Source organism: Paraburkholderia monticola (assembly GCF_001580545.1).
GTDB classification, from domain to species: domain Bacteria; phylum Pseudomonadota; class Gammaproteobacteria; order Burkholderiales; family Burkholderiaceae; genus Paraburkholderia; species Paraburkholderia monticola.
The window spans coordinates 170,473-185,056 of sequence record NZ_LRBG01000004.1 but is presented as its reverse complement, the minus strand read 5'-3'; the positions used below and the strand labels follow the sequence as shown (position 1 = coordinate 185,056).

Below are 14,584 nucleotides of genomic sequence, written 5' to 3'. Positions count from 1 at the left end.
GGCGAAATTGAAGTTTTACTTTAACTTCGAGAGCCTCGCGTCCCGTGCGGACCATCCCACGACGCCGCTGTGTCTCGCGGCAACTCAACCTCTGCGCCAAGCCGCGTGAGCGAAGTGTTCGTCCGCGTCGCGCTGGACCATCCGCTGCCGACCCTGTTCGACTACCGCTCCGACACATCCGAAGCGGCCATAGTGGGCTCTCTCGTTAGCGTGCCATTCGGCAAGCGGCATGTGGTGGGGCTCGTCTGCGAAGTGGCTGCTCACAGCGACGTACCGGCCGAGCGGCTGCGGGATGTGGATAAGGTCTGCACCACGTGCCCGCCGGTGTCGGCGCACTGGCTCGCGCTCGCTGCATTCGCGGCGGACTACTATCAACGCGGTCTCGGCGAGGTGGCGTTGCCCGCGCTGCCGCAGGCGCTGCGCGACGCGTCGCGCTGGTCGCGGCTGTTCGCGCCGGAAGAACGCTATCGGCTGACGCCAGAGGGGCGCGCGACGTTGCCCGCCACATTGCCCACCCGCGCGACGGCGCTCAGAAAGCTCGCGCAGGCACTCGCCGACACCGACTTCCTGCTAGCCCCCGATGCCCGCGCGCTCCATCCGAAGGCCCTGGCGACCCTCGATACGTGGCAGGCGGCAGGCTGGGTGACGCTCGACGTGATCGACGCCGCCGCGCTGCCCGCCGCCGCGTCTTCGCCGGACGCACCCGCGCCGGCGCTCCCGACACTCACCGACGAACAGGCCAGCGCCGTCGAAGCGATTCGCGACGCCGAGGGCTTCGCGCCGTTCCTGCTGCACGGCGTGACGGGCAGTGGCAAGACCGAGGTGTACCTGCGCGCGCTCGCCGGCATTCTGGCCGCGAAGCCCGACGCACAGGCGCTCGTTCTGGTGCCGGAAATCAACCTGACGCCGCAGTTCGAGACGGCGTTCCGCGCGCGCTTCGCCGCGCTCGACGACAGCGCGATCGTCACGCTGCACAGCGGTCTCGCCGAAGGCGAACGCGCGCGCAACTGGTTTGCCGCGCACACCGGCCGCGCGCGCATCGTGCTCGGCACGCGCCTCGCGGTGCTGGCGTCCTTGCCGCAGTTGGCGATCATCGTCGTCGACGAGGAGCACGATCCGGCCTACAAGCAGCAGGAGGGTTTGCGCTATTCGGCACGCGATCTGGCGATCTATCGGGCGAAGCAACTCGGCGTGCCGGTCGTGCTCGGTTCGGCGACGCCGTCGCTTGAGAGCTGGTGGCAGGCCGACCAGGGCCGCTACAAGCGGCTCACGCTGTCCCGCCGGGCCGTCGCCGATGCCGTCTTGCCGACCGTGCGGCTCGTCGACCTCGAAGAGGAGCGTCGGCGCGGGCGAGCGTCGATCGAAGGATTGTCAGGCCCGTTGATCGCCGCGCTGAAGATGCGCCTCGAACGCGGTGAGCAGAGCCTCGTGTTCCTGAACCGTCGCGGCTACGCGCCGCAACTCGCGTGCGATGCGTGCGGCTGGGTGGCCGGCTGTCCACGCTGCAGCGCCTACGTCGTGTTGCACAAGCCCGAACGCGCGCTGCGCTGCCATCACTGCGGCTGGGAGTCTCGCATCCCGCGTTCTTGCCCGGAGTGCGGCAACGTCGATATCGCGCCGCTTGGGCGCGGCACGCAGCGCGTCGAGGAAACGCTCGCGAGCGCGGTGCCGGGTGCCCGAGTGCTGCGTATCGACGCCGACAGCACGCGTCGCAAGGGCAGCGCTCAGGCACTGTTCTCGGACGTGCACGCGGGCGAGGTCGATATCTTGGTCGGCACGCAGATGATCGCGAAGGGACACGATTTTCAGCGCGTCTCACTGGTTGGCGTGCTGAATGCCGATACCGCGCTCTTCTCGCATGATTTCCGAGCAAGCGAGCGCCTGTTCGCGCAGCTGATGCAGGTGAGCGGCCGCGCGGGCCGCGCCGGTCTGCCGGGCGAAGTGCTGGTGCAAACGCGCTATCCGCGACACGCGCTTTATCACGCGCTGGGCCGTCAGGACTACGTCGGCTTCGCCAATGCGACGCTCGCCGAGCGGCGCGATACGCATCTGCCGCCGTTCGTCTATCAGGCGCTGCTGCGCGCCGAAGGCCGCACGCTCGAAGCCGCGCTCGCGTTTCTGCAGCAGGCCGCGGCGGAGCTCGTGCAGATTCCAGCCGCCGGCCGTGTGACCGTCTACGATGCGGTGCCGCTCACGATCGTCAAGGTCATGCATGTGCATCGCGCGCAGTTGCTGATCGAAAGCGCGTCGCGCGCCGCGCTGCAGGCCACGCTGCGCGCCTGGCAACCGCTATTGCGCGCGCTCAAAGGTGTGTTGCGCTGGAACCTCGAAGTCGATCCACTCGACATCTGACGCCACCGGGCAGATCACGCCCGCCATACTTCTTTGCGTCATATCCATAGAGCGAATGATCGTTTCGTTTTGCGATGGCGCTCGCCTATAGTCGCGAAATCGGCGCATCTTGGGGCTAAACGACAATAATTTCGCGCCGATGCCACTCAACTTTCTCGGGGCATTGCAATGAGCGACACCCATCACTCCGTGCCGGCGGGCGCCGCGCCGGGGCAGCGGCAAGGTACACAAAACGCGCAAACCGAGCGGGGCAGCGGTTTTTCGCTGACCGAAGACTGGCTCGCCGCTGGTGTCGGCCTGCTCGTGATCGTCATTGCGTGGGCGCTTTTCGCGTCGGGCAGCAGCATCAAGTGGCTCGCGGTTGCGCCGGCCAAATGGTCGAGCCTTGCGCAAGCCGGGCAGGACATCGGTAAGCATCTGCCCAACTACGTCGCGCTATTCGTGACCTTCGCGGTGCTGTTCGGCGCGAGCGTCGCGCTGCTCAGGCAGCGCGTCGGCGCGTTTCTGGCCGCGTTCCTCGTCGTCTTCGTCGCTTCCGCGCTGATCCTGACGCTCGGCGCGTGGGTCAACGCGTCGAAGTACAACCTCGAGCCGCCGCTCGTCGCGCTCGCGCTCGGGCTGATCGTGTCGAACGTTTTCACGCTGCCGGAGTGGCTCGCGGCGGGGTTGCGCGTCGAGTTTTACATCAAGGTCGGGATCGTGCTGCTCGGCGCGACGCTGCCGTTCACGCTGCTCGTGTGGGCTGGCCCGGTAGCGGTCGCGCAGGCGAGCATCGTGTCGCTGGTGACGTTCTTCGTGATCTTCCTCGTTGCCCGCGCGTTCGGGCTCGATCGGCGCTTTGCCGCGGTGCTCGGCGTCGGCGGTGCGGTGTGCGGCGTGTCGGCGGCGATCGCGATTGCCGGCGCGGTGCGGGCGAAGCGCGAGCAGGCGTCGGTGGCGATCACGCTGGTCGTGCTATGGGCGATCGTGATGATCTTCGTGCTGCCGTTCGCGTCGCGCTCGCTCGGACTGCCGACGGCCATCGCCGGAGCGTGGATCGGCACCTCCGAGTTCGCTGATGCCGCGGGCATCGCCGCCGCCCAGGCGTACGGCGATTTCGCGCACCAAGCCGGAGGCGCGATCGCCGGCGCACCGGAAGCGTCGTTGCAGGCGTTCACGCTGATGAAGGTGGTGGGCCGCGATATCTGGATCGGCATCTGGGCCTTCGTGCTCGCGATCGTCGCGACGACGCGCTGGGAAGCGCAGGACAGTGGCGTCAGCGCGCGTGCGAATGCCGGCGAGATCTGGGCGCGTTTCCCGAAGTTCGTGATCGGTTTCGTGATCGCGTCGGCGTTGGTCACGTGGATCGCGAGCCATTATTCGCTCGCCGATTACCGCAAGGTCGTCACGCCGGAGTTCGTCGCGCCGATCACCGTGCTGCGCACGTGGGCGTTCACGTTCTGCTTTCTGAGTATCGGTCTGACGACGCGCTTCCGCTCACTCGCCGCGACCGGTCTGAAGCCGTTCCTCGCGTTCACGGCGGGCGTCGTGGTCAATATCGCGATCGGCTATGTGCTGTCCGTGCATGTCTTCGCGTCGTATTGGAACAGTCTGGGATAAGGCCAGTGAAAATCTTGACGGATCGTGGCGCCGGCGCGGCAACCAACATAGGCGCGGTGCAGCCCAGCAGCACAGCGCTCACGCCGTGCTGCGCCGCCTGCCTGCATCGCGTGGCGGAGCGTGATGCGCTCGAGCAGCGCATCCCGGGGCTCGTCGCGTTCAGTTCGGGGTTCGGCGCGAGTGTCGCCGATAGCCGGCTGTGTCATCTGCACGACCAGCTCGTATCGCCCGGCGATGTCTGCGGGCGGTTCGAGTCGATAGCGCCGCCGCTCGGGCCGCGCTGACTCAAAAGCGTCCGTTCAGGCGCAACCCTGGCGCGCCAGCCTTGCCGCGCCCATTCAGTCGCAGGCGCACGCACGCGTGCGTGCATCCGGCCTCACGAGCCGGCGCCTGCGCGTTCCTGATCTCAGTCGTTCAGCGCGGTCTGGGTCTTTCCCGCCGACCCACGCGAGGCCGCGCTTGCGCGCTTGCTCTCCTCTTCCCGCCGATTCGAGCCGCCGGTCGCACCTCGAATGAAGAACACCGCGCAGGCTGCGCACATCGCCCAGATGCCCAGTATTACCAGCCACTTTTCCATCACACCAACCCTCGTGAACCCCGTTTATCTTTTTAGCGTGCCCCGAAAACCGCTATGCCGGGCCACCCGTCGCCGTGCTTCTGTATATCGGCGCGCGAAGTCGTTTGATAAGGCTTATTTCAAAAAGAATCACGCCAGGGAAAGTACCGATCGCAAACGCATCGCTCCGGCCGTCGGCCGTCGCCGGGAAACCCGCGCCCGATAAGGCTCTCGACGCGGTGCAACCAGTCTATCGATCTGGTTGCACCTTTTTATTGGGAGGCGTACGATTCGCCCAACTTTTAGTCTTTCGCCAGGCTCCCGCCCGGTATCAAAGAAGGAAACATGGCTAGCACCACCCTTGGCGTCAAGGTCGACGACCTCCTGCGTTCGCGGCTCAAAGATGCCGCCACCCGTCTCGAGCGCACCCCGCACTGGTTGATCAAGCAGGCGATCTTCGCCTACCTCGAGAAGATCGAGCACGGCCAGTTGCCGGCCGAACTGTCGGGCGCGGCGGGCTCGACCGATCTCGTCGACGGCGCGGCGGTCGAGAACGACGAAGAAGGCGCGTCGCATCCGTTTCTCGATTTCGCGCAGAACGTGCAACCGCAATCGGTGCTGCGCGCGGCGATTACCGCCGCCTATCGCCGCCCTGAACCCGAATGCGTGCCGTTCCTGCTCGGCCAGGCGCGTCTGCCGGCCAACCTCGGGGGCGACGTGCAGGCCATGGCCAGCAAGCTCGTCGAAACGCTGCGCTCGAAGAGCAAGGGCGGCGGCGTCGAAGGGCTGATCCACGAGTTTTCGCTGTCGAGCCAGGAAGGCGTCGCGCTGATGTGCCTCGCCGAGGCGCTGCTGCGCATTCCCGACCGCGCGACCCGCGACGCGTTGATCCGCGACAAGATCAGCAAGGGCGACTGGAAATCGCACGTCGGCCAGGCGCCGTCGCTCTTCGTCAACGCGGCGACCTGGGGGCTGATGATCACCGGCAAGCTGGTGACCACCAACAGCGAGACGAATCTGTCGTCGGCGCTGACCCGCCTGATCGGCAAAGGCGGCGAGCCGCTGATCCGCAAGGGCGTCGACATGGCGATGCGCCTGATGGGCGAGCAGTTCGTGACCGGCGAGAACATCTCCGAGGCGCTCGCGAACAGCCGCAAGTACGAGGCGCGCGGATTCCGCTATTCGTACGATATGCTCGGCGAAGCGGCCACCACCGAGGCCGACGCGCAGCGCTACTACGCGTCGTACGAGCAGGCGATCCACGCGATCGGAAAGGCCGCGGGCGGCCGCGGTATCTACGAAGGCCCCGGCATCTCGATCAAGCTGTCGGCGCTGCATCCGCGCTATTCGCGCGCGCAGCAGGAACGCACGATGAGCGAGCTGCTGCCGCGCGTGCGCTCGCTCGCGATCCTCGCGCGCCGCTACGACATCGGCCTGAATATCGACGCGGAGGAAGCCGACCGACTCGAACTGTCGCTCGATCTGCTCGAAGCGCTGTGTTTCGATCCGGAACTGCAAGGCTGGAACGGTATCGGCTTCGTCGTGCAGGCGTATCAGAAGCGCTGCCCGTTCGTGATCGACTACATCGTCGATCTGGCGCGCCGCAGCCGTCACCGCATCATGGTGCGTCTCGTGAAGGGCGCGTACTGGGACACGGAAATCAAGCGTGCGCAGGTCGACGGCCTCGAAGGCTATCCGGTCTATACGCGCAAGATCTACACCGACGTGTCGTACCTCGCCTGCGCGAAAAAGCTGCTCGGCGCGCCCGATGCCGTCTATCCGCAGTTCGCGACGCACAACGCGCATACGCTGTCGGCGATCTATCACCTCGCCGGCAACAACTACTACCCCGGCCAGTACGAATTCCAGTGCCTGCACGGCATGGGCGAGCCGCTGTACGAAGAGGTCACCGGCCGCGACAAGCTGAACCGTCCGTGTCGCGTGTACGCGCCGGTCGGCACGCACGAAACGCTGCTCGCCTACCTCGTGCGCCGTCTGCTCGAGAATGGCGCGAATACGTCGTTCGTGAATCGCATCGCCGACGAAACCGTCGCGATCAAGGACCTGGTCGCCGATCCGGTCGAGGAAGCGTCGAAGATCGTGCCGCTCGGCGCGCCGCACGCGCGCATTCCGCTGCCCCGCAATCTGTATGGCGCGGAACGGCTCAATTCGATGGGCCTCGATCTGTCGAACGAACATCGGCTCGCGTCGCTGTCGTCGGCGCTGCTCGCGAGTGCGCATCATCCGTGGCGCGCCGCGCCGATGCTCGAAGACAACGAGATCGCCGTCGGCGCCGCGCGCGACGTGCGCAATCCGGCTGACCAACGCGACATCGTCGGCACGGTCGTCGAGGCAACCGCCGAACATGTGAGCGCCGCGCTCGGCCACGCGGTGGCCGCCGCGCCGATCTGGCAGGCCACACCGGTCGAGGCGCGCGCCGATTGCCTCGCGCGTGCCGCCGATCTGCTCGAAGCGCAGATGCATACGCTGATGGGGCTCGTGGTGCGCGAAGCGGGCAAATCGCTCGCCAACGCGGTCGCGGAAATCCGCGAGGCGATCGACTTCCTGCGCTACTACTCCACCCAGATCCGCGACGAGTTTTCGAACGACACGCATCGGCCGCTCGGTCCGGTGGTCTGTATCAGCCCGTGGAATTTCCCGTTGGCGATTTTCATGGGCCAGGTGGCAGCCGCGCTCGCAGCCGGCAACACGGTGCTGGCGAAACCGGCGGAGCAGACGCCGCTGATCGCCGCGCAGGCGGTGCGGATTCTGCGCGAAGCGGGCGTGCCGGCGGGCGCGGTGCAGTTGCTGCCGGGCAATGGTGAAACGGTCGGCGCCGCGCTGGTCGCCGATCCGCGCACGCGGGCGGTGATGTTCACCGGCTCGACCGAAGTCGCGCGTCTGATCAACAAGACGCTGTCCGGCCGACTCGATCCGGACGGCAAGCCGATTCCGCTGATCGCCGAAACCGGCGGCCAGAACGCGATGATCGTCGACTCGTCGGCGCTCGCCGAGCAGGTGGTCGCGGACGTGCTGCAATCGTCATTCGACTCCGCCGGTCAACGGTGTTCGGCGTTGCGCGTTCTTTGTCTACAGGACGATGTCGCGGACCGCACGCTCGAAATGCTGACGGGCGCGATGCGCGAGTTGGCGCTCGGCAATCCGGACCGCCTGTCGACCGACGTCGGCCCGGTGATCGATCTCGACGCGAAGCGCGGCATCGACGCGCACATCGCGGCGATGCGCGACAAGGGTCGCAAGGTCGAGCAACTGTCGTTGCCGGACTGCACGACGCAGGGCACCTTCGTGCCGCCGACGCTGATCGAGCTCGACAGCATCGACGAATTGAAGCGCGAAGTGTTCGGTCCGGTGCTGCACGTGGTGCGCTATCGCCGCAGCCAGCTCGACAAGCTGCTCGAACAGATTCGAGCGACTGGTTACGGTTTGACGCTCGGCATTCACACTCGCATCGACGAAACGATCGCACACGTGATCAGCCGGGCGCACGTGGGCAACATCTACGTGAACCGCAACGTGATCGGCGCGGTGGTCGGGGTGCAGCCGTTCGGTGGCGAAGGGTTGTCGGGCACGGGGCCGAAGGCCGGCGGTGCGCTGTATCTGCAGCGTCTGCTCGCGACGCGGCCGGCTGGTTTGCCGAAGTCGCTCGCGCAGGCGCTGGTGGTCGAAGTACCGCAGGCGGCGGAAAAGGGCGACAATCCGGCAGCCGCGCTGACCGCGCTGCGCGACTGGCTGATCGCCGAGCGCGAGCCGCAGCTTGCGGCGCGTTGCGACGGCTATCTGACGCATGTGCCGGCGGGCGCGACCACGGTGCTGTCGGGGCCGACCGGCGAGCGCAATACCTACACGCTGGGCCCGCGTGGCACGGTGCTGTGCATTGCGTCGACGGCGAGCGGCGCGCGCGTGCAGTTCGCGGCCGCGCTGGCGACGGGAAATCGTGCGTTGTTCGAAGGCGCGGCGGGCGAACAATTGGTCTCGCAGTTGCCCGCGTCGCTGAAGGCGCACGCGAGCGTGAAGAAGAGCGCCGATGCGCCGTTCGACGCCGTGCTGTTCGAAGGCGACAGCGACGAGTTGCTCACGCTCGTGAAGGAGGTCGCGAAGCGCGTGGGTCCGATCGTGTCGGTGCAGGGTGTCGCGGCCCGTGCGCTCGCGAGCGGCGACGAGGATTACGTGCTCGAGCGTCTGCTGACCGAGCGCTCGGTCAGCGTGAACACCGCGGCGGCAGGCGGCAATGCGAATTTGATGACGATCGGTTGAGCGAACCTCGGCGATCGACTCAATAGAACGGAAGCGGCACGGCGACCCCGAAACCGCTTCATCCACACCTGGTATCAAGGAGAAGCTATGCAACACACAATGAAACAGCTGGCAGGCGCAGCTCTGGTTGCCGCAATGTCGCTGGCGGGGACGGCCAATGCTCAATCGACGGAAGACGTGAAGATCGGTTTCGCCGGTCCGATGACGGGCGCGCAGGCGCACTACGGCAAGGACTTCCAGAACGGCATCGTGCTCGCGGTCGAAGAGTTCAACGCGACGAAGCCGGTGATCGGCGGCAAGCAGGTTCGCTTCGTGCTCGACTCGGCCGACGACCAGGCCGACCCGCGCACCGGCACGACGGTTGCGCAGAAGCTCGTGGATGACGGCATCAAGGGCATGCTCGGCCACTTCAACTCGGGCACGACGATTCCGGCCTCGCGCATCTACGCGAACGCGGGCATTCCGCAGATCGCGATGGCGACCGCACCGGAATACACGCAGCAAGGCTTCAAGACCACCTTCCGCATGATGACGTCCGACACGCAGCAAGGCTCGGTCGCTGGCACGTTCGCGGTGAAGAACCTCGGCATGAAGAAGATCGCGATCGTCGACGACCGCACCGCTTACGGCCAGGGTCTTGCCGATCAGTTCGAGAAGGCTGCGAAGGCGGCAGGTGCCACGATCGTCGATCGTGAATACACGAACGACAAGGCCGTTGACTTCAAGTCGATCCTGACCAAGCTGAAGTCGTCGAGCCCGGATCTGATCTACTACGGTGGCGCGGATTCGCAAGCGGCACCGATGGTCAAGCAGATGAAGCAGCTCGGCGTGAAGGCACCGCTGATGGGTGGCGAAATGGTTCACACGCCGACCTTCATCAAGCTCGCGGGCGATGCGGCGAACGGCACGGTGGCCTCGCTCGCCGGTTTGCCGCTCGAAGAAATGCCGGGCGGCAAGGCGTACGTCGAGAAGTACAAGGCGCGCTTCAACGAAGACGTGCAAACGTACTCGCCGTACGCCTACGATGGCGCGATGGCGATGTTCACCGCGATGAAGACCGCGAACTCGACCGATCCGGCCAAGTACCTGCCGGTGCTCGCGAAGACGTCGAAGCCGGCGGTGACGACGAGCGATCTCGCGTACGACCCGCGCGGCGATCTGAAGAACGGCGGTATCACGCTGTACAAGGTCGTCGATGGCAAGTGGACGACGCTGCAAAGCGTGGGCGGCAAGTAAGTTTCTTGCTGAGCGCGTCTGATGATGAAAAAACCCCGCTTCGGCGGGGTTTTTCGTTGGACCGCAAACCGCAAATGTCGCTCCGCTACTCCCCGCGCATCTTCCTGCCCTGCTCACGGATTTGCTCGAGCGTCGCAGCGGGCGTGCTCGCTTCCTGCGGCATGCGAATTTCGATCACGGCCGGCAGTTGCGATTCGATCGCGCGTTGCAACGCCGGCAAGAAATCCTCGGTACGTTCGACGGTCTCGCCATGCGCGCCGAACGATCGCGCGAATGCGGCGAAGTCCGGATTCGTGAGCCCGGTGCCATGCACGCGATGCGGATAGTGCCGCTCCTGATGCATCCGAATCGTGCCGAAGTGACTGTTGTTGACGACGATGAACAGCACGCGCAGGTCGTATTGCATCGCTGTCGCGAGTTCCTGCGCGGCCATCATGAAGCAGCCGTCGCCGGCGAGCGCGACCACCGCGCGTTGCGGATAGAGCGACTTCGCCGCAAGCGCGGCCGGCACGCCGTAGCCCATCGCGCCGCTCGTTGGCGCGAGTTGCGAGCGGAAGTGCCGATACGAGAAATGTCGATGCAACCACGTCGCGTAGTTGCCCGCGCCGTTCGTCAGGATCGCGTCGTCGGGCAAGTGCGCGCGCAACTGCTGGATCACTTCGCCCATCTGCACATCGCCGGGGATCGCGCGCGGCTTGCGCCATTCCAGATACGCGCGATGCGCATCCTCGGCGGCACCGGCCCAGGCGAGCTTGCCAGACGACGGCTTCAGCTCCGCCAGCATCGCCGCAAGTTCAGGCATGCCGGAGACGATCGGCAGATCAGCCGCATATACGCGGCCGAGTTCGTCCGCGCCCTGATGCACGTGCACGAGCGTCTGCTTCGTTTTCGGGATGTCGAACAGCGTGTAGCCGTTGGTGGTCGCTTCGCCGAGGCGAGGGCCGAGCGTAAGCAGCAGGTCGGCGTCGCGAATGCGCTGTGCGAGCGCCGGATTGATACCGAGACCGACATCGCCCGCGTAGTTCGGATGGTCGTTATTGAGCGTGTCCTGGAAGCGGAACGCGAGGCCGATCGGCAACTGCCAGTTTTCGATGAAGCGTTGCAGGTCCGCGCATGCGGCCGGCGTCCAGCCGCTGCCGCCGGCGATCACCATCGGCCGTTGGGCGCCTTCGAGCAACTCGCCCAGTTTCGCGATCTGTGCGGCCGACGGCGATGCCGCCACGCGGTGATACGCGGGCGCGCCAGGCACCGCGTCGCAGGCATCGCTCAACACGTCTTCGGGCAGCGCCAGCACGACCGGACCCGGCCGACCCGAGGTGGCCGTGTGAAACGCATGACTGAGGTATTCGGGGATGCGCTTCGGGTCGTCGATCTGCGCGACCCACTTCGCCATCTGACCGAACATGCGTCGATAGTCGATCTCCTGGAATGCCTCGCGATCGAGATGCTCGCGCGCGCATTGGCCGATCAGCAGGATCATCGGCGTCGAGTCCTGAAACGCGGTGTGCACGCCGATCGATGCATGGGTCGCGCCCGGTCCGCGCGTAACGAGCGCGACACCCGGGCGGCCGGTCAGCTTGCCGACGGCTTCGGCCATGTTCGCGGCCGCGGCTTCATGACGGCAGACGATCGTCTGGATCTGCGCGGTTTCGTCGTGCAGGGAATCGAGCACGGCGAGAAAGCTCTCGCCGGGAACGCAGAACACGCGTTCGACGCCATGCGTGAGCAACGCATCGACGACGAGACGTGCGCCAGTTGTGCGTGCGGGTTGGGAAGCGGAAACGGGAGCATTCGGCAGCGACATTGCGAAGAAGCCTCCTGGTAGTGCGGGTGTGCGATGGGATGGAGCCGCATCGGCGGAACATGCAACAGCGGCCGATGGGCGCTTCGACAGCTTACGCTGAGCATGTGGGCGCTGTCATGGCGCAGCGCCGCGCCGCATCGCGCCGGATTCAGGCACTCAGCACTCGACGATATTCACCGCGAGTCCGCCCCGCGACGTTTCCTTGTACTTGGTCTTCATGTCCGCGCCGGTTTCGCGCATCGTCTTGATCACCGAATCGAGCGACACGTAGTGGCTGCCGTCACCGCGCAACGCCATGCGCGCGGCATTGACCGCCTTCACCGATGCCATCGCATTGCGCTCGATGCACGGAATCTGCACCATGCCGCCGACTGGATCGCAGGTGAGCCCGAGGTTGTGCTCCATGCCGATTTCGGCGGCGTTCTCGACCTGCTTGGGCGTGCCGCCCATCACGGCGGCCAGCGCGCCGGCGGCCATCGAGCACGCGACGCCGACCTCGCCCTGGCAGCCCACTTCCGCGCCGGAAATGGAGGCGTTCAGCTTGTACAGGATGCCGATCGCCGCGGCCGTCATCAGGAAGTCGATCACGCCCTGCTCGTTCGCGCCGTGCATGAAGCGGGTGTAGTAATGCAGCACGGCCGGAATGATGCCCGCCGCGCCATTGGTCGGCGCGGTGACGACGCGCCCACCCGCGGCGTTCTCTTCGTTGACGGCGATCGCGTAAAGGTTGATCCAGTCGACCATCGACAGCGGATCCTGCAGCGCGCGCTCAGGGTTGCCGGTCAACGCGCGATACAGCTGCGGCGCGCGCCGCTTCACCTGGAACGGTCCGGGCAGGTGACCATCGGCATCGGGATTGTTGATGCCGCAGCCGCGCGCGACGCACGATTGCATCACGTCCCAGATCTTCAGCAGACCCGCGCGCGTTTCTTCCTCGCTGTGCCAGACGCGTTCGTTTTCCCACATCAGCTGCGCGATGCTCTTGCCGCTCGAGGCGCACAGCGCGAGCAATTCGTTGCCGGTACGAAACGGATGCGGAAGCTGATCGACAGCGCTCAGCACTTTCGTGTTCGGCGCGCCGGCCGTCACGACGAAGCCGCCACCAACCGACAGATAGGTCGATTCGCGCAGCGTCGCGCCCTGCGCATCGAACGCGAAAAGCTTCAGGCCGTTCGGATGCTCGGGCAGCGCCTGGCGATAAAACGCAATGTGCTCTTTCAGCACGAACGGCACGTCATGCGTGCCGAGCAGCGCGAGCTTCTTCGACACGCGCACCGCTTCGAGCCGTTGCGCGATCGTCTCGGGATTGACGGTGTCGGGTGCATCGCCCATCAGGCCGAGCATCACGCCGCGATCGGTGCCGTGCCCTTTGCCGGTCGCGCCGAGCGAGCCGTACAGTTCCGCTTTCACCGACGCGGTGGTATCGAGCAGCCCGTCGCGCTCGAGTCCCTGGACGAACATCAGCGCCGCGCGCATCGGCCCGACCGTATGCGAGCTAGACGGACCAATGCCGATTTTGAAGAGGTCGAAGACGCTGACTGCCATGTACTGCTCCCTGCCGATAGGTAAGTGGTTTAGCGCGCCGGCAGCGGCAAACACACGGCGAGCCACGCGGGCGGCGTCGGTGCGAGCTGCAGCGCGACTGGCGTAAAGCGTCCGTCCAGACGCGCCGCCAGGTGAAACAGTTCCGTCGCGTTCTTCGGATCCCATTGACCCGAATAGCCGGGCAAGCCGGCTTCGCGACGTTTTGCATCGAACGCGACGTTCGAATGCACGAATTCCTCATGCGTCTCGCGACCGGTAGCGAACGGCACGAGCCAGTTCAGCGCGGCGAGCAGCGTCGCGCCGTTCGCGCCCTTCTCCTGCAGCCAGTTGCGGTTGTGGCGACGCGCGGCGAGCGCGGCCGTGACCAGCGGTTGCAGATCGTAGGTCACGTAATGCAGCGCATCGCGCTCGCCGAAGTCGATCGTCGAGCCGTCCGGCGCGATGTTGTCGCCGATGTGCTCGACGAACAGCCGCTGCGCGGCATTGATCATCTTGCGATTGTCGAGCGTGAACGCGGCCATCGCGATCAGCTTGATGCGGTGGCTCTGCCAATTGTTGCGGAATGTGCCGGTGAGCGGCCGCGGCTGCGCGTCGATCTGGGCGATATAGCCGGCCGCGAATTTCGTCAGGAACGCCATCGCCGCGTTGCGCGTTTTGACGGGCAGCGCGCTCGCGGTCATGTCGTAGGCGAGGATCAGTCCTTCGAATCGCGTCTCGTCGATCGGATTGAAGCTCGGCTGATAGGTCGTGACCCACGCATACAACAAACGGTCGACCAGCTTCAGAAAGCGGTCGTCGCTGGTCGCGCGCCACGCAAGGGCGGCGTCGCGCAGCAGGTCGAGATCCTTCTCCGCTTCGACGCTCTGATCGTAAATGCCCTCGTGCGGCAGGGTGCCCTCGGTGTGCAGTTTCGCGAGCGCATGCGGTTGCTCGTTCAGATGGGCTTGCACGTTGGCGACTAGTGCCTTGACGCCGGGATCGGCATTGGTGCGCTCGCTCGTTTGCAGCGCGGGCGCCGCACAGAAATTCATCGCGGCCTGCGCCTCGCGCAGCGGCAGCAGCACGGCCGCAGCGGCCAGCAGCATCGCGTAAGCGGGCCGCCACGCACGGGCGGCTGCTTCGGCCCGGCTTTGCATCAATCGCACCTTTCGCGCCATGCGAAACTCCTCGTTAGGCTGATTCGGTGTGTGATGTTAGCCGGTTGCGGCCTTCGACGA

General features: G+C 65.9%; 9 protein-coding genes. 5 read left to right on the top strand and 4 right to left on the bottom strand.

Translation table 11 applies throughout. The features are described 5' to 3' along the window. Nucleotides 1–105: 105 nt before the first annotated feature. The 3 genes from CI15_RS05745 (at nt 106) to CI15_RS05735 (ending at nt 4,235) form a co-directional block, all read left to right on the top strand. Entirely contained in the window at nt 106–2,352 is a 2,247-nt protein-coding gene (locus CI15_RS05745) for a primosomal protein N' (RefSeq protein WP_174543202.1), read from the top strand. A gap of 168 nt (nt 2,353–2,520) precedes the next feature. Then, complete coding sequence (locus CI15_RS05740) at nt 2,521–3,951, top strand: YeiH family protein (protein WP_062125142.1); 1,431 nt, start codon at nt 2,521–2,523, stop codon at nt 3,949–3,951. Nucleotides 3,952–3,956: 5 nt separating this feature from the next. Further along, nucleotides 3,957–4,235, top strand: coding sequence for a hypothetical protein (locus CI15_RS05735; RefSeq protein WP_082814173.1), 279 nt, complete (start codon nt 3,957–3,959; stop codon nt 4,233–4,235). Nucleotides 4,236–4,357: 122 nt separating this feature from the next. On the opposite strand, the gene CI15_RS37235 is transcribed toward CI15_RS05735, so the two are convergent. Next, entirely contained in the window at nt 4,358–4,528 is a 171-nt protein-coding gene (locus CI15_RS37235) for a hypothetical protein (protein WP_162842039.1), read from the bottom strand. 324 nt (nt 4,529–4,852) lie between these two features. Here CI15_RS37235 and putA point away from each other — a divergent pair, with 324 nt between their 5' ends. Both putA and CI15_RS05725 read left to right on the top strand, forming a co-directional pair. Further along, complete coding sequence (putA, locus tag CI15_RS05730; RefSeq protein WP_062125141.1) at nt 4,853–8,782, top strand: trifunctional transcriptional regulator/proline dehydrogenase/L-glutamate gamma-semialdehyde dehydrogenase; 3,930 nt, start codon at nt 4,853–4,855, stop codon at nt 8,780–8,782. Between the two features lie 87 nt (nt 8,783–8,869). Further along, nucleotides 8,870–10,018 carry a branched-chain amino acid ABC transporter substrate-binding protein gene (locus CI15_RS05725; protein ID WP_062125140.1) on the top strand — a complete coding sequence of 383 codons (1,149 nt, stop codon included), beginning with the start codon at nt 8,870–8,872 and terminating at the stop codon, nt 10,016–10,018. A gap of 85 nt (nt 10,019–10,103) precedes the next feature. Here the strand turns inward: CI15_RS05725 and CI15_RS05720 are convergent, their stop codons facing one another. From CI15_RS05720 to CI15_RS05710, 3 genes are all read right to left on the bottom strand, one after another. Continuing rightward, entirely contained in the window at nt 10,104–11,822 is a 1,719-nt protein-coding gene (locus CI15_RS05720) for a thiamine pyrophosphate-binding protein (protein WP_062125138.1), read from the bottom strand. A 156-nt stretch (nt 11,823–11,978) separates the two neighbouring features. Further along, nucleotides 11,979–13,367, bottom strand: a complete 1,389-nt coding sequence (locus CI15_RS05715) for an L-serine ammonia-lyase (RefSeq protein WP_062125137.1) — start codon at nt 13,365–13,367, stop codon at nt 11,979–11,981. Nucleotides 13,368–13,396: 29 nt separating this feature from the next. Further along, nucleotides 13,397–14,524 carry an alginate lyase family protein gene (locus tag CI15_RS05710; protein ID WP_062125136.1) on the bottom strand — a complete coding sequence of 376 codons (1,128 nt, stop codon included), beginning with the start codon at nt 14,522–14,524 and terminating at the stop codon, nt 13,397–13,399. Nucleotides 14,525–14,584 lie beyond the last annotated feature (60 nt).

Coding starts and splice junctions, on each gene's coding strand:
- CI15_RS37235 (WP_162842039.1), bottom strand. CDS start 4,528: ATGGAAAAGTGGCTGGTAATACTGGGCATCTGGGCGATGTGCGCAGCC.
- putA (WP_062125141.1), top strand. CDS start 4,853: ATGGCTAGCACCACCCTTGGCGTCAAGGTCGACGACCTCCTGCGTTCG.
- CI15_RS05725 (WP_062125140.1), top strand. CDS start 8,870: ATGCAACACACAATGAAACAGCTGGCAGGCGCAGCTCTGGTTGCCGCA.
- CI15_RS05720 (WP_062125138.1), bottom strand. CDS start 11,822: ATGTCGCTGCCGAATGCTCCCGTTTCCGCTTCCCAACCCGCACGCACA.
- CI15_RS05715 (WP_062125137.1), bottom strand. CDS start 13,367: ATGGCAGTCAGCGTCTTCGACCTCTTCAAAATCGGCATTGGTCCGTCT.
- CI15_RS05740 (WP_062125142.1), top strand. CDS start 2,521: ATGAGCGACACCCATCACTCCGTGCCGGCGGGCGCCGCGCCGGGGCAG.
- CI15_RS05710 (WP_062125136.1), bottom strand. CDS start 14,524: ATGGCGCGAAAGGTGCGATTGATGCAAAGCCGGGCCGAAGCAGCCGCC.